Source organism: Nocardia sp. NPDC058705 (assembly GCF_042749305.1).
Classification (GTDB): Bacteria; Actinomycetota; Actinomycetes; order Mycobacteriales; family Mycobacteriaceae; genus Nocardia.
Map to the genome: position 1 here is coordinate 127,036 of NZ_JBHYRN010000012.1, position 24,016 is coordinate 151,051.

A 24,016-nucleotide genomic window follows, 5' to 3' on the forward strand; every position below is an offset into this window, starting at 1 on the left:
TGCGGTGAAGCCGATCACAGGCCGTCACACAACTCGGCTATACCCCGTCCAAGGAGTAGGGAAACACCCATCCAGTCGAAAGGTTCGATCATGCAGGTTCTGCTCGCAGGCGCCACCGGCGCCATCGGCCGTCCACTGATCCGCGCGTTGATCGCGAACGGGCACACGGTCTCGGCGCTCGTCCGCAGTCCGAGTGCGCACCCGTTGGTGCGTGAACTCGGCGCCACTCCGATCACCGCCGACATACTCGACCACGACGGACTACTGCGCGCGGTCGACGGCCTGCGCGCCGATGCGGTGATCCATCAGGCCACCGCGTTGCGCAATGCGAAGGTGCAGCGCCGGATTCCGGCCGACGATCCGACCAGCCTGCTGCGCACGGTCGGCACCGCCGATCTGCTCGATGCGGCCGAGGTGGTGGGTGCGAGACGGTTCCTCACGCAGTCGCTGATCCTCGGGTACGGGTATCACGACCACGGCGAGCGGCTCGTCACCGAGCGCGATCGGTTCGGGGTGTACGACGGCGGGGTGGCCGACGAGGTGGTTCGCGCGTGCGTTTCCGGTGAGCAGCAGGTGTTCGACGCCCCCGGTGTGGAAGGGATCGCGTTGCGGTACGGGCTGTTCTACGGGCCCGGCGCGTTCAGTGACTTGTTCGCGGACATGATGCGCAAGCGCAGTCCGGTCGGGCCGCTCGGTTCCGGGGGTGTGAACACCTGGGTCCATGTCGACGACGCGGCCGCCGCGACGGTCGCCGCGCTGGAACGCGGGACAGCAGGTCGCGCGTACAACGTCGCCGACGACAACCCGATCAGCTGGGGAGAGTTCTTCGCCGCGGTGTCGCGTAGTCAGGACACGCCGCGTCCGATTCGGCTGCCCGCGTGGATGATTCGACTGGCTGTGCCCTATATCGGTGCGCTCATGTCGGATACTTCGATGCGCATCTCGAGCGAACTGGCCCATGATGAATTGAGTTGGCGCCCAAGCTATTCCACTGTCGCAGCGGGGCTCGCCTGCTGACGCTGCGGGCTGACGCTCAGCCCGAGCTCGCAGGCTGACACCACAGCCGAGCTCGCCAGCCGACACTCTGGCCGAGCTCGAAAGCCGACACTCCGGGCGGCTCAGCTTGCGGCGCGGGCAGCAACAGCGGCGTGGTCGTGGCCGGGGATCACTTCGATCTCGGCGGGCAGGGCGTGCAGGCGGTGGATGGTTTCGAAGGCCTTGTCGCGGTCGGTGTCGACGAATTCGCCTGGTATCGGAGCTTTTTCGCGAAGCAGGTCGATTTGCAGGGTGCTCCAGACCGCGTCGCCCGCGAGCAGGACGCGGGAACCGTCGTCGACCGCGAGCAGGATGCCGACGCTGCCGGGAGTGTGACCCGGCAGGTCGACGATCAGGACGGAGCCGTCGCCGAAGAGGTCGTGACTGCGGGCGAAGGTGAGGATCGGCGGGCCGTCGAGTTCGTAGAGGTCGAAGGCGCGACCGCGCAGGGGACCGCGGGCGACACCGAGCGGCGTGCGCGAACCGGCCATCGCCCAACGGTATTCGACGGCGGGCACCCGGATCGGGACGAGACCGGGCAGCTCGTACAGGCCGGAGACGTGGTCCCAGTGCAGGTGTGTCGGCAGCACGAAGTCGATGTCGTTGCCGGTGAGGTCGTGTGCGGCGAGCACGTCGGTCAGCGGGTGGATCGGATCGTCGGGGGCGACCAGTTGCGCGGCTGGGAATCCCAGCTCGGGCAGTACCCGCTGGTGTACGCCCGCGCAGATCGCCGGGTCGACCAGGAAGGTGGCGTCGGGGTGGCGGATCAGGAACGTCGACATGGTCAGCCGGGTGGACCGCAGCGTCCGCACACCCTCGGCGACGATCGCCGTCGGCGCGCACAGATCCGCCTGCATCAGCGCGGTCAGCTCAACGGTGTTGTGCGCGGGCGGAACCGGAGCGGACTCGAGCCGGTCGAGAAATGCCTTGTTCGCCCCACGCGGCCAGAGCAGCCGCGGTCCCGTCGCGGCGACAGCGACACAGCAGGCGAGAACAGTCGATAACATCGTCGTGCGCTCACCCATACCTGTCACCGTAGGCGATCCCCCACACCCCGACCACCGGACGAGGTTCGCCCACACCCCGACGACGCCAATTCGGCTAACGCAAACAACATCCGCGTACCGCCCCACCTCCACAGCCCGGGTCGCGTAGGCGGGATGCGTAGCGACCGATGCTCACAGCCCAGGACGGGTAGGCGGGATGCGTAGCGACCTGTGTATACAGCCTGGGTCGGGTAAGCGTGGATGTGTAGAGACCGATGCGTCCACAACCCTGGGTCGGGTAATCACCAGGCAGTCTCTACCAAAGGGGCCCGCCCCGATCTGGACTGACCGGAGGGTGCGACGAAGGAGTACCCGGAGGGAGGGAAGATCGGGGCCCTCCGGGGCCCGCTCGAGCGCGCCAGCGCTCCAAAAACACAGCAAAAAGTACAGCTGACCCGGACCCGGTAAAGCAAATGTCCTGACAGCGCCTCCGAACCAGCGCTCACAACTCAGTCGGTACGGCCCATGAGCCGATCAGTCTCGCGCCGTTCGCGTTTCGTCGGTCGCCCGGCACCACGCTCACGCACTGGCAGGGTCGCGAGGACTTCCTTCGGCGGCGGCGGTGGACTGCGGTCGATCAGGCACTGGGCGGCCACGGGCGGGCCGACGCGCTTGTGAATGATCCGCTCGACGATCACGATGCGTTCGAGCCCGGCGGCACGGACCCTGATCTCGTCGCCGGGGCGGACGGTCAGGGCCGGTTTCGCGGTGACCCCGTTAACGCGCACATGCCCGGCGCGGCAAGCTGCTGCCGCGGCCGAGCGTGTTTTGAACAGGCGCACCGCCCAGGTCCACGCATCCACGCGGGCCTGGGTGTCGGAGTGCTTGGCACTCGAAGGGGCGGGCGTCACCCCTTAGACGATACGACGGGCCGTAACGACGTCGTCGGCGGAGAGCTGGGTGTAGGACACCGGGGTGCCCGACTGCACGGCGTTGAGGAGCTGACCGTTGCCCGCGTAGATACCGACGTGGCCGCCACCGTTGGTGATGACGATGTCACCGGCCTGCAGGTTGTCGAAGGAAACGGGAGCGCCGACGTGCGACTGCTCGAAGCTGGTGCGCGGCAGTTCGACACCGGCCTGGCGGTATGCCCACTGCACGAGACCGGAGCAGTCGAAACTCTGCGGGCCCGCGGCACCCCAGTTGTACTGGGCGCCCAGCTTGCCGCGCGCGGCGTCGAGGGCGATGTTGCCCGCGGACTGCTGCTGCTGCGGCTGCTCGAACGGGACCTCGAAGTGCAGGCTCGGGAGCTGCGGTGCGGCCTGGCCCTGCGGGGCGACCATCGACTGCAGCTGCTTCTCGGCTTCCTGCGCCGGCTGCTCGAGCTCTGGCGGCAGATCGAAGTTTCCGAGACCGGGGATGTTGATCGTGGCGGCCTGCGAAAGCGCGGGCATCGCACCGGTTGTAGCGGCCACCGCACCCAAGACGAGGGCGCCCTTGACGGAATTCGGCAGTCGAGAATCCCGCTGCAAGCTGTGTTTACCCACCGAGACGAGTCTCCGATCTTGCTACTCACCCGCCGCTTCGTCGTGAATCGCGGTGGCGACGACGACTATTCGGCGGTGACCCAATGGCGCCGCTTCTCTGACGAACCGACAGACTCCACTAAGTCACGAGAAGATTACGGCCTGTGATGAGCGCTGTCCAGCGAAGCACGCAAGTTGTTTTCCTCCGACGGGAAAAGCCCAGAACAGGGGCCACGGCACCGGCGTGTCGGCGCGAGTAACGATTTCATCGCCGCCGTCTCGCGGTGCGTTACCGCGTACCCAACGCTCGTTCGAGTTCGTCGATGCGGGTGCGTGCGTCGGCCAGATCGATCTCTAGCCTGCCGAGCATGATCAGCAGCGGTCCGAGCGCGAGCGTGGCGAGCGACTCCGGCGGAGGTTCGCTGTAGCCCTCCTCCACCGTCGCCTCTAGCGTCGCGAGCAGTGCCCGCCGGACCGAGTCGGCCAGATGCGCCCCCTGCGGCAGCGGCCAGGCGGCGACCATTTCGGCGGTGGACCTCGGTTGCTCGGACATCACCCTCCATCTCGAATTCGCGGACATTCTTCTGTTCGCTAGCAGTATCTAGGACACGACGCAGAGTTACCGAGATTCTCCGGTGCGCACGCGCTACGGTTATCCGGCATGGACCCCGTGCGCAATCCGTATGCACCCGGCGCCGGCCAGCGTCCGCCCGAATTGGCCGGGCGCGGCAAACAACTCGCCGCGTTCGACATCGTGCTCGAGCGCATCGCGCGCGGTCGCCCGGAACGCAGCGTGATGCTCACCGGCTTGCGCGGCGTCGGAAAGACCGTGCTGCTCAATCAACTTCGCTCCGCCGCCATCTCGCGCGGCTGGGGCACCGGCAAGATCGAGGCGAGGCCCGACCAGGATCTGCGCAGGCCGCTGTCCTCGGCACTGCACATGGCGGTGCGCGCGGTCGCGATGAATGCCCGCAATGCCGAACAGGTCGACGATTTCCTCGGCATCCTCAAGGCCTTCGCCCTGCGCGCCACCGCGGACAAGGGCATGCGCGAACGCTGGCAGCCCGGCATCGACGTGCCCGCGGTGACGGGTCGCGCCGATTCCGGCGATATCGAGATCGACCTGATCGAGCTGTTCAAAGAGGCTGCCGCGCTTGCCGCCGACATCGGCGTCGGCATTGCCGTCTTCATCGACGAAATGCAAGATCTCGGCCCGGCCGATGTGTCCGCGATCTGCGGCGCCTGCCACGAACTGAGCCAGGACGGCGCACCGCTGATCGTCGTCGGTGCGGGTCTGCCCCATCTGCCCGCGGTGCTTTCGGCCTCGAAAAGCTACTCCGAGCGACTGTTCAGCTATCACCGCATCGATCGTCTCGACCGCGAGTCGGCCGACCTCGCGCTGATCGCGCCCGCCGAACGCGAGGACGTGAAGTTCACCGAAACGGCGCTCGATTCGCTCTACCAAAGAGCCGATGGCTACCCGTATTTCGTGCAGGCCTACGGCAAGGCGGCCTGGGATCAGGCACCAGACAGCCCGATCACCGCCGAAGACGTGGCGGTGGCCTCCCCCGCCGCCGAAGAGGAACTGGCGGTCGGGTTCTTCGGTTCCCGCTACGAACGCGCGACGCCCGCCGAGCGCGAGTACATGCGCGCGATGGCCGATCTGGCGGGCGACGACGCGCCGGTCGCGACCTCGGCCGTGGCCGCCGAGCTCGGGCGCAAGCCTGCGTCGGTGTCGCCCGCGCGCGACGGCCTGATCAAGAAGGGCCTCATCTACTCGGCCGAACGCGGCACGATCGGCTTCACCGTCCCCCATTTTGGCCGCTATCTCCGGAGCGTATGAGTTTCTTCCCGTTTCTAGACCCTCTACTAGAAATCGGAATAGATACCTGCGAAGCCGCATCTCGACAGTCGTCTACAAATTTCTAGTGAAATATCTAGAAACCAGAAGATTTTCCTGAGTAACGGTGCGAGCCCGCCCGGGATCGGTTGCGCATCGGGTGGATAACGCGAGGGTTGAGCGGTTAACGTGCTGGAAACCTACTCCGAAAACACCAGCAGGAACCCGCCACCCGAGGCGCGTCCCGCCGGACGGAGGAGGCCGCAATGTCGAAGACCTTCCCTAGCACCGACAGCGGTCGCCGCTGCACTGTCGTCACCGATGACGGTGTGCCGATCGCGGTCCGCAGCTTCGGCGCCGCCGACGCGGCCCTGACCGTCGTCTTCGTCCACGGCCACTGCCTGCACACCGAATCCTGGTCGTTCCTGCGCGAACACCTGCTGCGCGACGGGGATGCCGACACCCGCATGGTCTTCTACGACCACCGCGGCCACGGCGAATCCGGGCACGCCCACCACGACACCTACACGATCGACCAGCTCGCCACCGATCTCGACGCGGTGCTGCGCGCGGTCGCGCCGACCGGACCCGTGGTGCTGGTCGGGCATTCGATGGGCGCGATGGTGGTGCTGGCCTACGCGCGCCTGTACCCCGAGGCCATCGGCGAGCGGGTTGCCGGGATCGGCCTGATCGCCGGCGCCGCGGGCGGGATCACCGAGGTCGGCCTGGGTAGGCTGCTCAACCGGCACGCGGTGGCCTCGCTGCAGCGCGCCGTCGTGCACGCGCCTCGGGTAATGCAGGCGTCGAAGCGCTTGTCCCGCTGGGTCTTCGGGCCGTTGATCCGCGAGGCGAGCACGGGTACCCGGCGGGTGAATCCGCGGGTCGCGGCCATCGCCACCGCCGTCCTCAACGAGACCGCGCTGCTCACCATGTCGGGGTTCCTGAGCTCGCTGCTCGAGTTCGACGAGGCGCACACCCTCCCCCGCTTCGGCGACCTACCCGCGCTGGTCCTGGCCGGTTCGGCCGATCTCATGGTGCCGTTCGCACACTCGGTGGTGCTGGCCTCGCAGCTGGCGGGCGCGGAGTTGGTGCGGATCGAGGGCGCGGGTCACAGCGTGATCCTCGAACGCGCGGAGGAGGTGGCGCATTCGATCACCGCGCTGCTCGACCGGGCGAGCGCCGGGATCCGTGTCAGGTACGCCGTCGCCGGGTAGGGCGAACAGTTACCCGACGGCAATCCTGTGATCCCCCACAACAACGGGCGTAAACCGAAAAGATCCGTTATTGTGGTGGAGATCACGATGTGTGGTGAGTCACACACTCGGTGCAGTGCGGCCCGGGGACTTTACGGGCGTACCCGTGATCCGGCGAGTCGGTATGCCCGCCATATACCCAGGAGGTAACGATGACACGCAGCGATATTGCGGAACTGCGCTACGCGGTCGGCCAACTCCGGCAATCGATCGGCGCACTGCGTTCCAACTACGGCGATGCGGGCGCAATCCGCCGCCTGGAGAACGACCTGGAGCGGCTCGTCATCGACGCCGAGGATTTCGAACAGGAACCACCGCCGGAACTGGCGGTCCCCCGCAGGTCGGAGCCGATCTACGTCCCCGACAGCAAGTCGGATGAAGCAGCCTGGATGGGCGCCCAGGACGAGGGGTTGGGCTTCCACTCCCGCCCGCGCACGAAGTAAGGCTTGATCACCGGCGCGACGGCCCTGCGAACAGGGTCGTCGCGCCGACCTGTGTACACCTGACACACCCTCGGCCGACTCGGCAGGACGCGCTGCGACCGTTGCCTACATCCCGGTTCGGGTGGATGCGCAGCGACCATCGACGTTCTACATCCCAGGTCGAGTGGATGCGCAGCGACCATCGACGTTCTACATCCCAGGTCGGGTCAACAAAGAATGCGTAGCGGCCGATGCGCTGACAACCCTGGGTCGGGTAATCACCAGGAAGTCTCTACCAAAGGGGCCCGCCCCGATCTGGACTGACCGGAGGGTGCGACGAAGGAGTACCCGCAGGGAGGGAAGATCGGGGCCCTCCGGGGCCCCGCTCGAGCGCGCCAGCGCTCCAAAAACACAGCAAAAAGTACACCTGCCCCGGACCCGGTAACTCGCCAGCCAAAACCACCCGGACTCGGTACAGCCCGATCCGAACTCAAGCCCGGTGTCGACCGAGCCTGCGTGTCCGAGACCCATGGAACCGAGCCCCCCGAGGCACTTCGACCGGCTCGTCGACCTCCGCCGATTCGAACAGTGCCGCGATCCCGTGGTCGTGGCCGAGGGCGATGGCCTCCAGCCCGTAGCGACCGCCGGTGCGGCCCAGTTCGTGCAGCATCGTCGTCATGATCCGCAGGCCGGTGGCCCCGACCGGGTGGCCGAGCGCGATGTCGGAACCGTTCACGTTGAGCCGGTCGAGTGGGTCGAGTTCCCATTCGGTGGCCAGCGCGAGCACCTCCACCGCATAACCCTCGTTGATCTCGAGCAAGTCGATCTCGTCCAGGGTGCAGCCGGTCCGCCCGAGCAGTTTCGACACCGCGGGCGCCGCCCCGAGTCCCGGCCCCTCACTGTCGCACCCTGCCGCCGCCCATCCGGCGAGAAACGCCATCGGGGTCAGCCCGAGCTCGCCGAGCCGGTCCTCGGCCACGACCAAGCACGCGGATGCTCCGAGCCGATGCGTACTCATGTTCCCGACCGTCACCACGCCGTCGGCGAGTAGGGGGCGCAGGCCGGCGAGGGTGTGTGTCGACAGGTCGTCGCGGACACCTTCGTCACGGGTGATCTGGTGGTCGCCGTATCCGGCCGCGACGCCGACCACCTCGGCCGCGAACGCACCCTGCCGCCAGGCGCGGGCCGCCTTGCGATGGCTTGCCACCGCGAACTCGTCGGCGGCATTGCGATCGATCCCGTAGTAGTGCGCCAGGTGCTCGGCGTTGTGCAGCCCAGCGGTTCCGCCTGGCAGTCCCGGCACGGACGACGCGCATTCGACCCCACCCGCGACCACCACATCGGCGGCACCGGTCTGCACCATCATCGCCGCGGTGATCACCGCCTGCAGGCCGCTGCCACCGTGTTTGTCGGTGATGAAACCGGGTACAGCGAAAGGTAATCCGGCACCGCGCGCGGCGAGCGAACCCACCGCGGGCACATCGGAGAGACCACCGTCGATACAGGCCATGGCCACGTCTTCGATGCGTAGCGGGTCGATCCCGGAGCGTTCGATCACGGCCGATAACACCGTGGTAGCCAGCCATTCGGCGGGCATACCCGACAGCGCACCACCCTCGACGCCGCTGGGCGTGCGAACGGGTGCCACGATCGCGGCTCTTCTCATTACGCGTCACGCTCCTCTCCCCGGCGGGGGATTACCTGTCACAGGTCACCACAGGTTTGTTGCACGGGCATGACACGTCGTCACCGACGTCACGGCTGTGATCGAGATCACCGCTATGTGCGGCGACCGAGTGCGTGAGACCCGGCGCGAGCGGCGCGAACACAGGCGTATGGTGCTCCACATCACAATCCATCGCGGTGGGTAATGATCACTCCCCGCCGACCCGAAGATCAGCGAGGCATCCACCGTGAGTGCCGCACCGACCGCCTCCCCCGCATCGCACTCCGCGGGGACCGGCGTCTTCAGCCGAACACGTGCCCGCATCTCCGCGCGCACCCTCCGCACCGACCGCTGGTGGCTGCCGCCGCTGTTCACCGCGCTCGGACTCTTCGCGTTCGTCACTTACGCGACGATCAGATCCTTTGTGCGCACAGCTTATTGGGTACCCGAGTTCCACTATCTGACCCCGTTCTACTCGCCGTGTCTGAGCGACTCGTGCGTGCCGGGCTCGGCTCATTTCGGCACACCCTTTCCCGAGCTGCCGATGTGGATCCCGCTGGGTTTCGTGGTGTTGCCGTTCCTGCTCGGCTTCCGGCTGACCTGCTACTACTACCGCAAGGCCTACTACCGCTCGGTGTGGTTCTCCCCGCCTGCCTGCGCGGTGGCCGAGCCGCACGCGCGCTACACGGGCGAGTCACGGTTGCCGTTGATCATCCAGAACTCGCACCGCTACTTCTTCTACGTGGCGCTGGTTGTCACGCTGATCAACACCTATGACGCGATCACCGCGTTCCACGGCAGCAGTGGCGGTTTCGGTTTCGGCCTCGGCAATGTCGTGTTGCTGGTCAATGTGATCGGGCTGTGGGCCTACACCCTGTCGTGTCACTCGTGCAGGCACATCGTGGGCGGCAAGCTCAAGAACTTCTCCGCCCACCCGGTGCGGTACTGGTACTGGACCCAGATCTCCAAGCTCAACACCCGCCACATGGCGCTGGCCTGGACCACTCTCGGCACCCTCGTGCTCACCGACTTCTACGTGATGTTGGTTGCGAGCGAAACCATTTCGGACCTGCGGTTCGTCAACTGAGCCGTAACAACGCGAGGAGCTCGAATTCCAATGTCAGAGGTTGAACGGCACGACTACGACGTCGTGGTGATCGGGGCGGGCGGCGCGGGTCTGCGAGCCGTGATCGAGGCTCGCGAACAAGGGCTTTCGGTGGCGGTGGTGTGTAAGTCGTTGTTCGGCAAGGCACATACCGTGATGGCCGAGGGTGGTTGTGCGGCGTCGATGGGCAATGCCAACGACAAGGACAACTGGCAGACGCATTTCAAAGACACCATGCGCGGCGGCAAGTTCCTCAACAACTGGCGCATGGCCGAACTGCATGCCCAGGAGGCGGCCGATCGGGTGTGGGAGCTGGAAACCTATGGGGCACTGTTCGATCGGACGCCCGACGGCCGGATCAGCCAGCGCAACTTCGGCGGCCATACCTACCCACGTCTCGCCCACGTCGGCGACCGGACGGGCCTCGAACTGATCCGCACGATGCAGCAGAAGATCGTGTCGCTGCAGCAGGAGGACTACGCCGAGACCGGCGACTACGAGGCCAGGATCAAAGTCTTCGCCGAGTGCACGATCACCGAATTGCTCACCGACGCAGGCGCAATCGCGGGCGCGTTCGGTTACTGGCGCGAATCCGGTGGGTTCGTGCTGTTCAAGGCACCGGCTGTCGTGCTGGCCACCGGCGGAATCGGCAAGTCCTACAAGGTGACATCGAATTCCTGGGAGTACACCGGCGACGGGCACGCACTGGCCCTGCGCTCCGGCGCGACGCTGATCAACATGGAATTCCTGCAGTTCCACCCCACCGGCATGGTCTGGCCACCGAGCGTGAAGGGCATCCTCGTCACCGAAGGCGTGCGTGGTGACGGCGGCGTGCTGAAGAACTCCGAGGGCAAGCGGTTCATGTTCGACTACATCCCGCCGGTGTTCAAGGGCCAGTACGCCGAAACCGAGGAAGAAGCCGATCAGTGGTTGCGCGACAACGATTCCGCGCGCCGCACCCCCGACCTACTCCCCCGTGACGAGGTCGCGCGCGCGATCAACGAAGAGGTGAAGGCAGGCCGCGGCACCGAGCACGGCGGCGTCTATCTCGACATCGCCTCCCGCATGCCCGCCGACGAGATCGTGCGTAGGCTGCCGTCGATGCACCACCAGTTCAAGGAACTGGCCGATGTCGACATCACCGCCGAGCCGATGGAAGTCGGGCCCACCTGCCACTACGTGATGGGCGGGATCGAGGTGAACCCCGATACCGGCGCGGCGGTCGTGCCCGGATTGTTCGCTGCCGGTGAGTGTTCCGGGGGGATGCACGGTTCGAACCGGCTCGGCGGCAACTCGCTCTCGGACCTGCTGGTGTTCGGTCGCAGGGCTGGGCTCGGTGCTTCGGCGTATGTCCAGCAGCTGACGGCCAAGCCGGTACCGGCCGAGGCCGATGTCGATGATGCGGTGAAAACCGCACTGGCACCGTTCGATTCGACCGCTGATGAGACCGGCGAGAACCCCTACACCCTGCACTCCGAACTCCAGCAGACGATGAACGACCTGGTCGGCATCATCCGCAAGGAGCACGAGGTGCGCGCGGCGATCGACAAGCTGAACGAACTGCGCGCCCGCTACGCGAACGTGACGGTGGCGGGCAAGCGCCCCTTCAACCCCGGCTGGCACCTGGCTCTCGACCTGGCCAACATGCTGCTGGTGAGCGAATGTGTCGCTCAGGCAGCGCTTTTGCGCACCGAGAGCCGTGGCGGGCACACCCGCGACGATCACCCCGGCATGAACCCGGACTGGCGCAACAAGTTGCTGGTCTGCGCGGCCGCACCCGGTTCGCGGGCGCAGATCCCGGATGTCACCGTGACTCCCGCCGATCAGACGCCGATGCGCGACGACCTGCTCGCCCTGTTCGAAGTGAGCGAGCTCGAAAAGTACTACACCGAGCAAGAATTGGCTGAGCACCCGACAGCCGAGGGAAAGGCGTAACCATGGGATACGACGCCCGGTTCCGGGTCTGGCGCGGCGACATCGACGGCGGTCAGCTCGAGGACTACACGGTGGCGGTGAACGAGGGCGAGGTGGTGCTCGACATCATCCATCGCCTGCAGGCCACCCAGACCCCCGACCTCGCGGTTCGCTGGAATTGCAAAGCGGGCAAGTGTGGTTCGTGTTCGGCGGAGGTGAACGGGCGCCCGCGATTGCTGTGCATGACGCGGATGTCGACGTTCACGCCGGAGGAAGTCATCACCGTCACCCCGATGCGGACCTTCCCGATCATCAGGGACCTCGTCACCGACGTCTCGTTCAACTACGAGAAGGCAAGGGAGATACCGTCGTTCGCGCCACCGGCCGGTCTCGCGCCGGGCGACTACCGGATGAAACAGGTCGACGTGGAGCGCTCGCAGGAGTTCCGCAAGTGCATCGAGTGCTTCCTGTGCCAGGACACCTGCCATGTGGTGCGTGACCACGAGGAGAACAAGCCCGCCTTCGCCGGTCCGCGCTACCTGATGCGCATCACCGAGTTGGAGATGCATCCCCTGGATACGCGCGATCGACGCGAAATGGCCCAGGAGGAAGCAGGTTTGGGCTACTGCAATATCACCAAGTGCTGCACCGATGTGTGCCCCGAGCACATCAAGATCACCGATAATGCGCTGATTCCACTGAAGGAACGGGTGGTGGATCGCAAATATGACCCGATTGTCTGGCTCGGAAATAAACTTTTCCGACGCTGAAACATACTGACGCTGCGAACTGTTGATGCTGCGGGTTGCGAAACCCGCAGCATCAGCTGTCTATAAGACAGCGACAGTCCCCATAGCGACTGATCCGACCAGTAATCCGATGAACAGCGCCGACAGCAACGAGCCGGTGAGTACGAAGATTCCGACCGCCGATACTGCGAAAAGCAGGACCACGATCAGGCGTTCCACCCCGTCCTCAGGCGCTAGCCTCCGGTACCGGGGTGGCATCTTCTTCAACCCTCGGTCCATATACCTGGTCTACCCGACCAGGCACCGCACCAAACCACGCCCTACGGCGAAAAATTATCGTTCTGTGATCTAAGGACGGTCGAACTCGCCGTCGTGCACGCCCGCGGTGAAGGCTGTCCATTCACCAGGGGTGAAGATCAGCACCGGGCCGTCGGGGTTCTTGCTGTCGCGCAGCGCGACGTATCCGTCGGCCAGCATGGCGACCTCCACACTGCCCTCGGCCGAGCCCGCACGCAGCCAGGTGGCGCCCGCGGTGTCGATATCGCGCTTGGTGTTCACGCGAAGACACCGGTGTCGATGCCGCGGGTGAACGCGTCCCAGCTGGCGCCGTCGAAGACCAGCGCGGGGCCCGCGGGGTTCTTGCTGTCACGCACCCCGACCTGCCCACCGAACAGGAAAGCAACTTCGACGCAATCCTTGCCCGCACCGCTACGAGTGCTCTTGAACCAGTGTGCGTCGACGAGATCGAAACTCATGCCACATACTCCTTCGCGACCTGCCGGAGCAGGTTTCTACTCGACTGGATATCCAACGCGACGCGCTGGAGGGATTCATGAGCCCGGTCGTACCTTCGAACATCCGCGCGTCGTTCCAGGTAGAGGTCGCCGGTGAAGCCTTCGGCGTACACCACCGGCGGTTCGACCGGTTGCCCCTTGCCGTCGGTACCGAACTCGAGAACCGTGAAAGGTCCGGTGGAGACTCCGAGTGGAACACCGGCGACAAACGGCATGATGCGCAATGCCACATTACTTCGGGTACTCGCGTCGGCGAGGTGTCGCAACTGCGCAGCCATCACCTTTGCATCACCCACGACGCTGCGCAATACCGATTCGTGCAGAACCACGTCGATCTCGGCCGGCGAATGCTTGCGGGTGATCAACGCCTGGCGTTGTAGTCGCAGCGCGACCCGCCGATCGAGCTCGTCGACCGAATCCTGGGGAAAGCCCAGATGATTCAGCGCCCGCGCGTATTCCGCGGTCTGCAGCAGACCGGGGACCAGCTCGGACTGATAGGCGCGCAACCGATGCGCCGACGCCTCCAAACCCACATAGATATCGAAGTTCTCGGGAATCAGATCGCCGTAAGCGTGCCACCAGCTCTTGACAGCGGCCTGCTGCGCGAGGCCGGTGAGACCGTCGGCGAGGTGTTCGGGAATGCCGTAGATCCGGCACAGTTCGTGGATATCGATGGTGCGAATACGGTCGGCCTGCCCCTTTTCCAGTCGCTGCAGGGTGCTGGCACCCCATTCCATCAGCCGGGCCGCTTCGGCGATGGTCAGCCCGGCCTGCGTGCGCCAATCACGCAGGTAGCGGCCGAGTTGACGACGTGGCAGGGTCGAGGAGACACCGTGCCCGTCTGTTCCGTTCGATGCGATCGCTGCCACAGCCCCACTCCTTCTGTGTCGCACATCCGCGCCGAGCCCCACTGCGAGGATGGATTTCGTCCACTGTGGGGAATCCTGCACTCCCCCTTGGATGTTGTGCTGGGAATTCACGGTAAATCTCGCGAAGGCCGCGTGTACTCACCGTTAGCCGGGTGTTTGCGTGCTGTGCTTGGTTCATGCAATTGAGCGAAGTGAACATGCGCGTCGCCACAGCACTGCTGAGTTGCTCTACCGATCCGGGACCGATGGATCCCGAACAAGCCCATGCCGCAATGCAATTGCACCTCGACTGCACGGTCGAAGTGTGTCGGGTGCGCAGGCGCGCCCGCAACACCCTCGTCGAAGCAGGCCGCTGCGTGCTGGACGCGCGCGCCACGCGTTAGTGGTGGCGGTGATCGGTGATCGGGTCGCGCGGGCCGAACTTCGGTTTGTGCGCCTGGCCGCTCAGGCCGAGGAGTCGTACCGCGCGGTAGCGGTGGGGTTGTAGCGGGCGCAGGTATTCGATCATCGCGTCGTCGTCGATCGGGTGGCCGAGCAGGCTCCAGCCGACCACGGCGGCGAGGTGGTAGTCGCCCACCGAGAGGGCGTCGGCGTCGCCGAAGGCGCGTTGCGCGGTCTCGGCCACCGTCCACACGCCGATGCCGGGCAGGCTGCGTAAACGTTGCGCGGCCTCGGTCGGGTCGAGGGTTGCCGTGCGTTCGATCGAGTCTGCGACCCTGGCGGCGCGCACGATGGTCTGTGCGCGTTGCGGGCCGACATTGGCTCGGTGGTACTTCCACGACGGGATCAGTCGCCAGGTCTCGGCGTCCGGTGCGACCATCAGGCCGGTCGGGGCCGGGCCGGGGGCTTTCGTGCCGAACTCGCGGACCAGGGTGCGCCAGGAGGCGAACGAGGCCTTCGTGTGCACTTTTTGTTCGAGGATGGCGGGGACCAGCGACTCCATCACCCGGCCGGTCTTCAGCATGCGCAGGCCGGGGACGGTGCGGTGGGCTTCTTTGAGCTTGGGGTGTTCGGGGGAGAAGTCGTCCAGGTTCTCCTCGAGGCAGAGCATGGTCTCGAGGTCGGCCAGGAATTCTTCGGCGCCGGGGCCCCAGGCGCGAGCGGTGGCGCCGTCACGGCCGTCCTGGGTGAGGCGGTAGGTGACCACACCGGTGGGCATGCGCGAGGCGTGCCAGTGGGCGCCGTCGGGGGTGATGTGGTGGCAGGGGTCGCCGCCGCCGCGACGCAGGGGTTCGACGGTGATGGCGACGTCGAAGGGTCGGCTCGACCGGACCGTTCTGGACAGACCGGCCAGGTCCTGGTCCAGGGTCTGGTCACGCACTCGACCATTGTGCGCCTGTGATCGGCGTCCCCCCACCGCCGACCTCGCGCAACATGGGTTCCGGTGAGCTCGCCGATCACCGCAGCTCGAGCAGGTACCTGGCCAGGTGGACGCCGCGGACATCGGCCAGCTGGGCGGCTTGGGTGCGGCAGGAGAAGCCGTCGGCCAGGAAGATCGTGTTCGGCGCGGCGGTTCGTAGGGCCGGGAGCAGGGCGTTTTCCGCGACCGCGACCGAGACTTCGTAGTGGCCCTTCTGCATGCCGAAGTTGCCTGCCAGGCCGCAGCAGCCTGCGAGTTCCTTGACCGTCACTCCCATGGTCTCGAGGATTCGGCGTTCGGCTTCGAAGCCGCCGACGGCGTGCTGGTGGCAGTGGGGTTGGACGATCACCGTGTCCTGTGGGCGCCGGGGTGGTTGCCAGGTGGGGTGGTCGAGCAGGAACTCCGCCAGGGTGCGGACCGAGGCCGCGACCTGTTTCGCGCGGGGGTCGTGGGGGAGTAGTTCGGGGAGGTCGGCGCGCAGGGTGGCGGTACAGGAGGGTTCGAGGCCGATGATCAGGCCGCCTGCGGTTACGTGGTCGGAGACCGCGTCGAGAGTAGCGCGTAGGCGGGTGCGGGCGCCGTCGAGTTGGCCGGTGCTGATCCAGGTGAGGCCGCAGCAGACTTTGGTGTTCGGGATGGTGACCTTGTAGCCGAGCTGTTCGATCAGTTGGATTGCGGCTAGGGCGTTTTCGGGGTCGAAGGTGTCGGTGAAGGTGTCGATCCACAGCATCACTTCCCGTGCGTGCGGATTGCCGACTACGGCCGGCCCGACGCCATGGCTTCGGGCCGAGTCGAGATCGTATGCGGCGGAGGTGATCCCGTCCGATGCGTGAGTGTCGGTTCGGTCCAGCACTTTCCAGAGCCGCGAGCCACGATCGGAGGCGGTCTCGACCGCAGCACGGGTGCCGTTTCGGCCCGAAATTTTCCAGATCCGGCGCAGCGATGTAGGGGCGAGTCGCGGTGCCGCGCGTCTGGGGTCGATTCCGGCCAGACGCATGCCAGCTCGGCGGAGGTGCGGACGGGAAGCCAGGGCGTTGGCGAGGCGGGGGAAGCGTTGCGCGATGGTGAGCCAGCGTGGGAGTTGGCCCAGGACATAGTGATCCAGCGGACGGAGGCGGTTTCGGTAGCGGCGGTACAGTGCCTCGGACTTGTAAGTCGCCATGTCGACGCCGGCGGGGCAGTCGGAGGCGCAGGCTTTGCAGGACAGGCAGAGATCGAGGGATTCCTCGACTGCCGGTGCGCGCCAGTCGAGTTCACCGCGCACGACCTCCTGGAGCACTCTGGCGCGGGCGCGGGTGGTGTCCTTCTCGTCGGCGGTGGCCAGATACGACGGGCACATGAAGCCGCCGGACGTGCGAGTGTCCGCGCGGCACTTGGCGATTCCTACACATCTGTGCACAGCTGTGGATAAATCGCCGGAGTCTGTGGACAGGGCGAAACCTCGCGCGGGGAACGGTGCGAGACCGGCTACGCGCAGGTCGGCGTCCACGGGGTTCGGGGCGACGAGGACGCCGGGGTTGAGGATGTTGCCGGGGTCGAAGAGGGATTTGAAGCCCGAGAACGCCGCGCGGGCGGCCGGTGAGTACATGACTTCGAGGAGTTCGGATCTGGCTCGGCCGTCGCCGTGTTCACCCGAGAGTGAGCCGCCGTGGCGCACAACTAGTTCGGCGGCATCGAAGAGGAAGGTGCGGAAGCGTTGGGGGGCGTCGGCGATCGGGAAGTCGAGGCGGACGTGGATGCAACCGTCGCCTATGTGGCCGTAGAGCAGACCGGTTACGTCGTATTCAGCGGTGAGCGTGGCGAATTCGCGGAGATAGGTGCCCAGATTCTCCGGTGGGACGGCCGCGTCTTCCCAACCCGGCCAGGCCGGATTTCCGTCAGGCGTTCGACCCGCCAGACCCGCGCCGTCGGCTCGGATACGCCAGAGCGCCGCCGCGGCAACAGAATCGGTAACTATTCGGTGGTCATCGGCATTGCTTGTCGCGCAAAGCAGTTCGGCTGCAGCCAATGCTTCGGCCGGGGTTGCTCCCGCAGTTTCGACGAACAGCCATCCGCGGCCTCGCGGTAGTTCGGGCACGGTTCCCCTGTGCGCGCGGACTACATCGACCAAGCCCGCATCAATGCCCTCCACCGCGATCGGCGCGCATCTGACCACAGCGGCGATATCGTCTGCGGCCGAAGCGATATCGGCGTATCCGAGGACCGTCAGTACCGTTGCCGCGGGTACCGGCGTGAGCGCGACATCTGCTTCCAGAAGTAGTCCACAGGTTCCTTCGGAGCCCACGAAAGCCTTCGCGACCGACGAACCATGTTCCGGCAGCAGATGTTCCAGACCATAGCCGGATGCCTGTCGATCGAAGCGACCGAGTTCGGTGCGCAGGACAGCCAAGTTCGCAGTGGTGAAATTCGCCAGACCGGGCACTGCGGTCAGGTCGGTGCCGAGCGTCCGCCGTTGCCCCGTACCGTCGAGAATGCGCAGTTCACGCACGGTATCGGCGGTGCGCCCCCAGGCCAGCGCATGCGGTCCGCAGGCATTGTTGCCGATCATTCCGCCCAACGTGCAGCGATCCTGCGTCGACGGATCGGGCCCGAACCGCAGCCCGTGCGGTCGCAGCTTGCGCTGCAGTTCCGACAGCACCACCCCCGGCTGCACCGTGGCCGTTCGCGCCTCGACATCGACCGCGCGCACCGCCTTCATGTGCCTGCTGAAATCCAGCACGACCCCCGGCCCGATGGCATTGCCCGCGACCGAGGTGCCCGCGCCGCGAGCGGTGACCGACAGCCCGTTCTCACGCGCGAAGACCACGGTCGCGGCGACATCATCATCGCCCTGCGGAAACACCACCATCGCGGGCCGAACGCGGTAGTTGGACGCGTCGGAGGAGTACTCGACGCGCCTACGCACCGACGCGTCGACCGTGCACCCGACCCGCGCACGCACGGCATCGGCAAGCCGTTCCACACTCCGATCATCGTCCACCCTGTGAGCCTATGCGCGTCCCGTAGACCCCAGATCCGCCATGACAGCACCCAGCCACACCGCACACCCCTGTTCCGCCATGACCACACCCCCAGCCATACGACGCACCCAAAGTCCGCCATGACCGCACTCTCAGCCACAACGCACACCCCAACCCCGCCATGACCGCACTCCCAGCCCCGCACGACCCGACCTCGAGGAGGGTCCCGCCACGCAGCGGCGGTAGCGGCCCCCCAGGGGCCGCGCTCGAGCGCGCCAGCGCTCCAACAAACACAGCCTCTTGCACTAAACCTTTGTTGAGGTTTTAGTGTCGGTGGGCAGGAGTTCAATGGGTGGGGAGCCTCGAGGAGAGTGGCAGTGAGTATCGAATCAGTGGCATACAGCCAGATGTACCGGCGGGCGAACGCCCCCGAAGACCTGCGCCCGTTCAGCATGGTGACGGCACGGCGGATCCTGCGGTTCGCGCAGCATCACCGGCGGCGGATCAGCGGGTTCCTGCTGCTCAGCGTGCTGGCCGCCGTGCTCGGTGTGGCTACACCGGTGCTGGCGGGGCGCGTGGTGAACGGGATCGTCGACGGTTCCGCGCCACGCACGGTGGTGCTGCTCGCGCTCGCCATCGCCGGTCTGGCCGTCGCCGACGCGGCCCTCGGCATCACCATCCGCTGGCTGTCGGCCCGGATCGGTGAGGGTCTGATCCTCGATCTGCGCACCGCCGTGTTCGATCACGTGCAGAAGATGCCCGTCGCGTTCTTCACCCGCACCCGCACCGGCGCGCTGGTGAGCCGGCTCAACAGTGATGTGATCGGTGCGCAGCGTGCGTTCAGCGACACGCTGTCCGGCGTGATCACCAACCTGGTCACCCTGCTGCTCACGCTCGCCGTGATGCTCAGCATCTCGTGGCAGATCACGTTGCTCGCGCTGGTGCTGCTGCCCGTGTTCGTCATCCCGGCCCGGCGCGCGGGCAACAAACTCGCCGCCATGCAGCGCGAAGCCGCCCAGCTCAACGCGGCCATGAGCACGCAGATGACCGAGCGTTTCTCCGCACCCGGCGCCACCTTGGTGAAGCTGTTCGGCAGGCCGAAGCAGGAGTCGTCGGAGTTCGCGGTGCGCGCCACCCGCGTGCGCGACATCGGCGTGCGTACCGCCATGCTGCAGACCACCTTCGTCACCTCGCTCACCCTGGTCTCCGCGCTCGCGCTCGCGCTGGTCTACGGGCTCGGCGGCTGGTACGCCCTGAAGGGCAGCCTCGACGCAGGCTCGGTCGTCGCGCTCTCGCTGCTGCTCACCCGCCTTTACACCCCGCTCACCGCACTGGCCAGCGCCCGGCTGGAGATCATGTCGGCGCTGGTGAGTTTCGAGCGCGTCTTCGAGGTACTCGATCTGAAGCCGCTCATCGAGGACGCCCCGCACGCCACCCCGGTGCCCGACGGCCCCGTCGCGGTGGAACTGGACGGGGTGAACTTCGGTTACCCGTCGGCCGACAAGGTCTCGCTCGCTTCCCTCGAAGACGTGGCGACGCTGGACAGCCGGGGCGGGGTCGAGGTGCTGCACGAGGTGTCGTTGCGCGCCGAACCCGGCCAGCTCATCGCCCTGGTCGGCTCCTCCGGCGCGGGCAAATCGACCATCGCCCAACTGGTTTCGCGCCTCTACGATGTCGACTCCGGCGCGGTCCGCCTCAACGGCGCCGACGTGCGCGACCTGACCACCGAATCCATCCAGCGCACCGTCGGCCTTGTCACCCAGGACGGCCACCTGTTCCACGACACCATCCGCGCGAACCTGCTGCTGGCCCGCCCGGAGGCGACCGAAGACGAACTGTGGGACGCCCTCGACCGCGCCCGCCTCCACGACCTGGTCACCTCACTCACCGACGGCCTCGACACCGTGGTCGGCGAACGCGGCTACCGCCTCTCCGGCGGCGAACGCCAACGCCTCACCATCGCCCGCCTACTCCTCAAGCAACCGCGCGTGGTCATCCTCGACGAGGCAACCGCATCGCTGGACTCCACCTCCGAAGCAGCCGTTCAAGCGGCGCTGGCCGAGGCCCTGACCGGCCGCACCGCCCTGGTAATCGCCCACCGACTGTCCACCATCCGCGCCGCCGACCAGATCCTGGTCCTGGAAGAAGGCCGCATCATCGAACGAGGCACCCACGCCACCCTCCTCAACGCCGACGGCCGCTACGCCGAGCTCTACCGAACCCAATTCGCCGACGACCCGGTAGCCCCGGCCACCGTCTGATCCACACGGCACGCCGGCCAGGGGCTAACCCCCAGGGTCGGCGTGCCGTGCGACATACGCACGAAGTGGACCGCTACCTGGACCGGCTCAGCTCGTCGATGGGCCGGATCTCCTCCATGGTGCCGATGATCCGTTCTGCCCGGCAACGGCCGTCTGTTGCCCTGTTCTCGGCGCGCCTCCGCCGATGGACTGACCGGAGGGTCCCGGGTTAGAGCTGACTCGTCACTCCTGCGACGAAGGAGTGCCCGGAGGGAGGGAAGGGGTGGAGTCAAGCGCCGAGAACCGCGGCACCAGCCGCCAATGTCTCAGAATTCGTTGGCTACGCCGATGACCGTGCGGCCGGAGTGGGTGCCGTCCTTGATCGACTGGAGGACGGTGCCCACTTCGGTGATCGGGGTGAAGGATTCGATGGTCGAGAGATGCTGGGGGCGAAGCTCTTTGCCGAGGGCGGTCCAGAGGGCGCGGCGCTTTTCGATGGGGAGTTGGACCGAGTCGATGCCGAGCAGGCTCACGCCGCGCAGGATGAAGGGGAGGACGGTGGTGGGGAGGTCGGCGCCGCCGGTGAGGCCGCTCGCCGCTACCGCGCCGCCGTAGCCGATGGCGCTGAGGACGTGGGCGAGGGAGGCGCCGCCGACGCTGTCGACCGCGGATGCCCAGTTGGCCTTGTTGAGCGGGCGGGGCTTGGCGTCGGGGTCGAGGGGGAGCCGGCCGATGACCTCGTTGGCGCCGAGTTCGGCGAGCAGGTCGCTGGCGTCGGTTTTGCCGGTGGAGGCGATGACCTCGAAGCCGAGGCCGGAGAGGATGTCGATGGCGACGGTGCCCACGCCGCCGGTCGCGCCGGTGACCAGGACCGCGCCGTCGTCGGGGGTGAGTCCGTGGTCGAGCAGGGCCTGCACGCTCATGGCGGCGGTGAAGCCCGCGGTGCCGACGGTGGCGGCGTCGCGGGTGTCGAGGCCGTCGAGTTTCACCACCCATTCGGCGGGGACTTTGGTGTACTCGGCGAAGCCGCCGTTGCGGGAGACGCCGAGGTCGTAGCCGTGGGCGATGACCTGGTCGCCGGGGGCGAAGTCGTCGGAATCGGAGGCGATCACCTCACCGGTGAGGTCGATACCGGGCACGATCGGATAGTTGCGAACCACACCGCCCCGCGGCGTGATCGCCAGCAGGTCTTTGTAATTCGCGCTGGAGTAATGGACTTTGATCGTCACATCGCCGGTGCCGAGGAAGTCATCCCCCACCGTTTCGCGCGCAAGCACGATTCCACCGTCGGATTCACGGGCCACCATCGCAGAGAACACAGTTCCGCCTCTCCGGGTAATTCAGCCAGACTTATCGGCGCTACCAGTAGCGACGCGGCCGCCGGATCGACCGAACGTGTGTTGGCCCGTACCCGGCGAGTTACCCATGTACTTACCGAACATAGTTGATCCGCCTACGTCCGGCGACGGTCGTGGATCTGGACAGTTGATCACCATGTACTCGTGCAAGCATCGCGCGAGAAGGATCCTGCACCAGTACATGGTGATCAGATGTCCAGTCGGCTCCGGTTAGGGCGGGAGTAGTTCGAGGCGGACGCCGAGGAGGCGGATGGGGCGGTCGAGGTCGAAGCGGTCGATGATGGCCGAGGCGGTGGCGGTGATGGTGGGGATGTCGTCGGTGGGGGCGGGGAGTTTTTGTTGTTTGCTGCGGGTGTAGAAGGTTTTGGTGCGGACGGTGACCGAGACGCGGGTGCTGATGCGGTGGTGTTCGCGCATTTCCTCGGCGACTTCGGTGGCGATGCGGGCGACTTCGCGGCGGATTTCGTCGGGGTCGGTGAGGTCGTGCGGGAAGGTTTCGGATTTGCTGCGGCCCACGGGGATTCGCGGGGTGGTCGAGAGTTCGGTGTCGCCTTTGCCGTGGCCGAGGACCCACAGGTAGGGGCCGGTGTTCGGGCCGAATTCGGCGGCGAGGCGTTGGCGGTCGGCGGCCATCAGGTCGGCGACCGTCGCGATGTCGAGTTCGGCCATGCGTTTGGCGATTCGGGCGCCGACACCCCAGAGGGCGTCGGTGGGGCGGTGGCCCATGAGGTCGGACCAGTTGGCGGCGGTGAGTTCGAAGATGCCGGTGGCGGCGCCGGGGTCGTGTTCGGGTTCGGCGGAGGTCTTGCCGGTGGACTTGGCGAAACCGGTGGCGAGCTTCGCGGTCAGTTTGTTGTCGCCGATGCCGACCGCGCAGGTAAGGCCGAGTTCGATAATGGCGGTGCGGATTTCGGCGGCGAGCTGCCACGGGTCGGCGTCGGTGGCGACGAAGGCTTCGTCCATCCCCCAGACCTCGACCGCGCCCGCCACCCGGCCCAGCGTCGCCATGATCTCCTCGGAGGCCACCTCGTAGGCGGCCATGTCGACCGGTAGGAAAACACCCTCCGGACACTTGCGCTGCGCCATCTTCAACGCCATCCCCGCCCGCACACCGAAGGCCCGCGCGGGATACGAAGCGCAGGTCACGACCTTGCGAGGCTGGGCGGGATCACCCTCGCCGCCGACGATGACCGGCTGGCCGCGCAGCTCGGGGCGGCGCCGGAATTCCACCGCCGCCTGGAACTGGTCGAGGTCCACATGCAGGAGCCACCGGGGCACAGTTCCGGTTTACCCCATGGCACCGACAATTTGCCCCGACTCTTGCGTCGCCGTCGAAACAGAACTAAATTCTGTCTATGAAGATCCGAGATCGGTTACTGCTCGCCGCCGAGCGGCAGTTCGCCGAACACGGTGTTCTCGACGCCACCTTGAACGACATTCGCGCCACCGCCGAAGCCAGCGTCGGCGCGCTCTACCACCACTTTCCGGACAAGGCCGACCTCTACCGGCAGGTCTGGGCGAACGCGCTCACCGACTATCAGCAGCACTTCTGGGACGCGGTGGCCGACAGCGCCGACGCGCACGCAGGCATCGTGGCCGGGGTACACGCGCACCTGCGCTGGGTGCAGGAAAACCAGTATCGCGCAACGATTCTCACCACCGCGCGCCCGCCCGGTGTCCGCGAAAGCGAGCGCAATGTGGAGTTCTTCACCACAGTCCGGCGCTGGTGGCGGACCCATGCGGGGTACGGCACGGTGCGTGACCTCGAACTGGACCTGGTCTACGCGCTGTGGCTGGGTGCGGCACAGGAATACTCGCGGCAATGGCTTGGTGGCAATATCCGTACCGCGCCAACCGATGTCGCCGCTGAACTCGCCGCCGCCGCGTGGGCGACACTGCGGGCCGACGGCACCGAATAGACACCATGCAGCGCCACGCA

At 66.5% G+C, this 24,016-nt stretch carries 22 protein-coding genes; 10 read left to right on the forward strand and 12 right to left on the reverse strand.

Features of this window, described 5'->3' with window-relative positions; genetic code table 11:
• Window positions 1–90: 90 nt before the first annotated feature.
• A complete protein-coding gene (locus ACFW6D_RS16550; RefSeq protein WP_379328957.1) occupies window positions 91–1,017 on the forward strand; it encodes an NAD-dependent epimerase/dehydratase family protein in 927 nt (308 codons plus the stop codon).
• A gap of 101 nt (window positions 1,018–1,118) precedes the next feature.
• Here ACFW6D_RS16550 and ACFW6D_RS16555 read toward each other — a convergent pair whose 3' ends face one another.
• From ACFW6D_RS16555 to ACFW6D_RS16570, 4 genes are all read right to left on the reverse strand, one after another.
• Entirely contained in the window at window positions 1,119–2,060 is a 942-nt protein-coding gene (locus tag ACFW6D_RS16555; RefSeq protein ID WP_379328959.1) for an MBL fold metallo-hydrolase, read from the reverse strand.
• Between the two features lie 470 nt (window positions 2,061–2,530).
• Complete coding sequence (locus ACFW6D_RS16560; protein ID WP_379328961.1) at window positions 2,531–2,932, reverse strand: RNA-binding S4 domain-containing protein; 402 nt, start codon at window positions 2,930–2,932, stop codon at window positions 2,531–2,533.
• Window positions 2,933–2,935: 3 nt separating this feature from the next.
• Window positions 2,936–3,475 (reverse strand): C40 family peptidase, encoded by a 540-nt coding sequence (locus tag ACFW6D_RS16565; RefSeq protein ID WP_379329028.1) that lies wholly within the window; start codon window positions 3,473–3,475, stop codon window positions 2,936–2,938.
• A gap of 361 nt (window positions 3,476–3,836) precedes the next feature.
• A complete protein-coding gene (locus ACFW6D_RS16570; RefSeq protein WP_379328963.1) occupies window positions 3,837–4,100 on the reverse strand; it encodes a hypothetical protein in 264 nt (87 codons plus the stop codon).
• 108 nt (window positions 4,101–4,208) lie between these two features.
• Between ACFW6D_RS16570 and ACFW6D_RS16575 the strand changes: the two genes are divergently transcribed.
• From ACFW6D_RS16575 to ACFW6D_RS16585, 3 genes are all read left to right on the forward strand, one after another.
• Window positions 4,209–5,390, forward strand: coding sequence for an AAA family ATPase (locus ACFW6D_RS16575; protein WP_379328964.1), 1,182 nt, complete (start codon window positions 4,209–4,211; stop codon window positions 5,388–5,390).
• Window positions 5,391–5,653: 263 nt separating this feature from the next.
• Window positions 5,654–6,601, forward strand: coding sequence for an alpha/beta fold hydrolase (locus ACFW6D_RS16580; RefSeq protein WP_379328966.1), 948 nt, complete (start codon window positions 5,654–5,656; stop codon window positions 6,599–6,601).
• Window positions 6,602–6,792: 191 nt separating this feature from the next.
• Complete coding sequence (locus ACFW6D_RS16585) at window positions 6,793–7,083, forward strand: hypothetical protein (protein WP_379328968.1); 291 nt, start codon at window positions 6,793–6,795, stop codon at window positions 7,081–7,083.
• A 469-nt stretch (window positions 7,084–7,552) separates the two neighbouring features.
• On the opposite strand, the gene ACFW6D_RS16590 is transcribed toward ACFW6D_RS16585, so the two are convergent.
• Complete coding sequence (locus tag ACFW6D_RS16590) at window positions 7,553–8,728, reverse strand: acetyl-CoA acetyltransferase (protein ID WP_379328970.1); 1,176 nt, start codon at window positions 8,726–8,728, stop codon at window positions 7,553–7,555.
• Window positions 8,729–8,975: 247 nt separating this feature from the next.
• Between ACFW6D_RS16590 and ACFW6D_RS16595 the strand changes: the two genes are divergently transcribed.
• From ACFW6D_RS16595 to ACFW6D_RS16605, 3 genes are read left to right on the forward strand one after another with little or no spacing between them, the layout of a single operon-like run.
• Complete coding sequence (locus tag ACFW6D_RS16595; RefSeq protein WP_379328972.1) at window positions 8,976–9,815, forward strand: hypothetical protein; 840 nt, start codon at window positions 8,976–8,978, stop codon at window positions 9,813–9,815.
• 30 nt (window positions 9,816–9,845) lie between these two features.
• Window positions 9,846–11,768: a fumarate reductase/succinate dehydrogenase flavoprotein subunit gene (locus ACFW6D_RS16600; protein WP_379328974.1), complete on the forward strand. Its 1,923-nt coding sequence runs from the start codon at window positions 9,846–9,848 to the stop codon at window positions 11,766–11,768.
• A 2-nt stretch (window positions 11,769–11,770) separates the two neighbouring features.
• Window positions 11,771–12,517 carry a succinate dehydrogenase/fumarate reductase iron-sulfur subunit gene (locus ACFW6D_RS16605; protein WP_379239440.1) on the forward strand — a complete coding sequence of 249 codons (747 nt, stop codon included), beginning with the start codon at window positions 11,771–11,773 and terminating at the stop codon, window positions 12,515–12,517.
• Between the two features lie 327 nt (window positions 12,518–12,844).
• Here ACFW6D_RS16605 and ACFW6D_RS16610 read toward each other — a convergent pair whose 3' ends face one another.
• The 3 genes from ACFW6D_RS16610 to ACFW6D_RS16620 are packed head-to-tail and all read right to left on the reverse strand — an operon-like array spanning window position 12,845 to window position 14,159.
• Window positions 12,845–13,054 carry a DUF397 domain-containing protein gene (locus ACFW6D_RS16610; protein ID WP_379328976.1) on the reverse strand — a complete coding sequence of 70 codons (210 nt, stop codon included), beginning with the start codon at window positions 13,052–13,054 and terminating at the stop codon, window positions 12,845–12,847.
• Window positions 13,051–13,251 (reverse strand): DUF397 domain-containing protein, encoded by a 201-nt coding sequence (locus ACFW6D_RS16615; RefSeq protein ID WP_379239438.1) that lies wholly within the window; start codon window positions 13,249–13,251, stop codon window positions 13,051–13,053. Before ACFW6D_RS16615 ends, ACFW6D_RS16610 begins: the two co-directional genes overlap by 4 nt.
• Window positions 13,248–14,159, reverse strand: coding sequence for a helix-turn-helix domain-containing protein (locus ACFW6D_RS16620; RefSeq protein ID WP_379328978.1), 912 nt, complete (start codon window positions 14,157–14,159; stop codon window positions 13,248–13,250). Before ACFW6D_RS16620 ends, ACFW6D_RS16615 begins: the two co-directional genes overlap by 4 nt.
• A gap of 176 nt (window positions 14,160–14,335) precedes the next feature.
• Here ACFW6D_RS16620 and ACFW6D_RS16625 point away from each other — a divergent pair, with 176 nt between their 5' ends.
• A complete protein-coding gene (locus ACFW6D_RS16625; protein WP_379328980.1) occupies window positions 14,336–14,542 on the forward strand; it encodes a hypothetical protein in 207 nt (68 codons plus the stop codon).
• On the opposite strand, the gene ACFW6D_RS16630 is transcribed toward ACFW6D_RS16625, so the two are convergent.
• Entirely contained in the window at window positions 14,539–15,480 is a 942-nt protein-coding gene (locus ACFW6D_RS16630) for a DNA-3-methyladenine glycosylase family protein (protein WP_379328982.1), read from the reverse strand. The genes ACFW6D_RS16625 and ACFW6D_RS16630 overlap by 4 nt on opposite strands.
• A gap of 76 nt (window positions 15,481–15,556) precedes the next feature.
• Window positions 15,557–18,499, reverse strand: a complete 2,943-nt coding sequence (locus ACFW6D_RS16635; RefSeq protein ID WP_379328984.1) for an FAD-binding and (Fe-S)-binding domain-containing protein — start codon at window positions 18,497–18,499, stop codon at window positions 15,557–15,559.
• A 357-nt stretch (window positions 18,500–18,856) separates the two neighbouring features.
• Here ACFW6D_RS16635 and ACFW6D_RS16640 point away from each other — a divergent pair, with 357 nt between their 5' ends.
• On the forward strand, window positions 18,857–20,740 hold the full coding sequence (locus ACFW6D_RS16640) for an ABC transporter ATP-binding protein (RefSeq protein ID WP_379328986.1): 1,884 nt from the start codon (window positions 18,857–18,859) through the stop codon (window positions 20,738–20,740).
• Window positions 20,741–21,045: 305 nt separating this feature from the next.
• Here ACFW6D_RS16640 and ACFW6D_RS16645 read toward each other — a convergent pair whose 3' ends face one another.
• Window positions 21,046–22,026 carry an acryloyl-CoA reductase gene (locus ACFW6D_RS16645; RefSeq protein WP_379329030.1) on the reverse strand — a complete coding sequence of 327 codons (981 nt, stop codon included), beginning with the start codon at window positions 22,024–22,026 and terminating at the stop codon, window positions 21,046–21,048.
• A gap of 261 nt (window positions 22,027–22,287) precedes the next feature.
• The gene (locus tag ACFW6D_RS16650; RefSeq protein ID WP_379328988.1) at window positions 22,288–23,355 is read right to left on the reverse strand and encodes a DNA polymerase IV; all 1,068 of its coding nucleotides are present in this window, start codon (window positions 23,353–23,355) and stop codon (window positions 22,288–22,290) included.
• A gap of 77 nt (window positions 23,356–23,432) precedes the next feature.
• Here ACFW6D_RS16650 and ACFW6D_RS16655 point away from each other — a divergent pair, with 77 nt between their 5' ends.
• A complete protein-coding gene (locus ACFW6D_RS16655) occupies window positions 23,433–23,996 on the forward strand; it encodes a TetR/AcrR family transcriptional regulator (protein WP_379328990.1) in 564 nt (187 codons plus the stop codon).
• Window positions 23,997–24,016 lie beyond the last annotated feature (20 nt).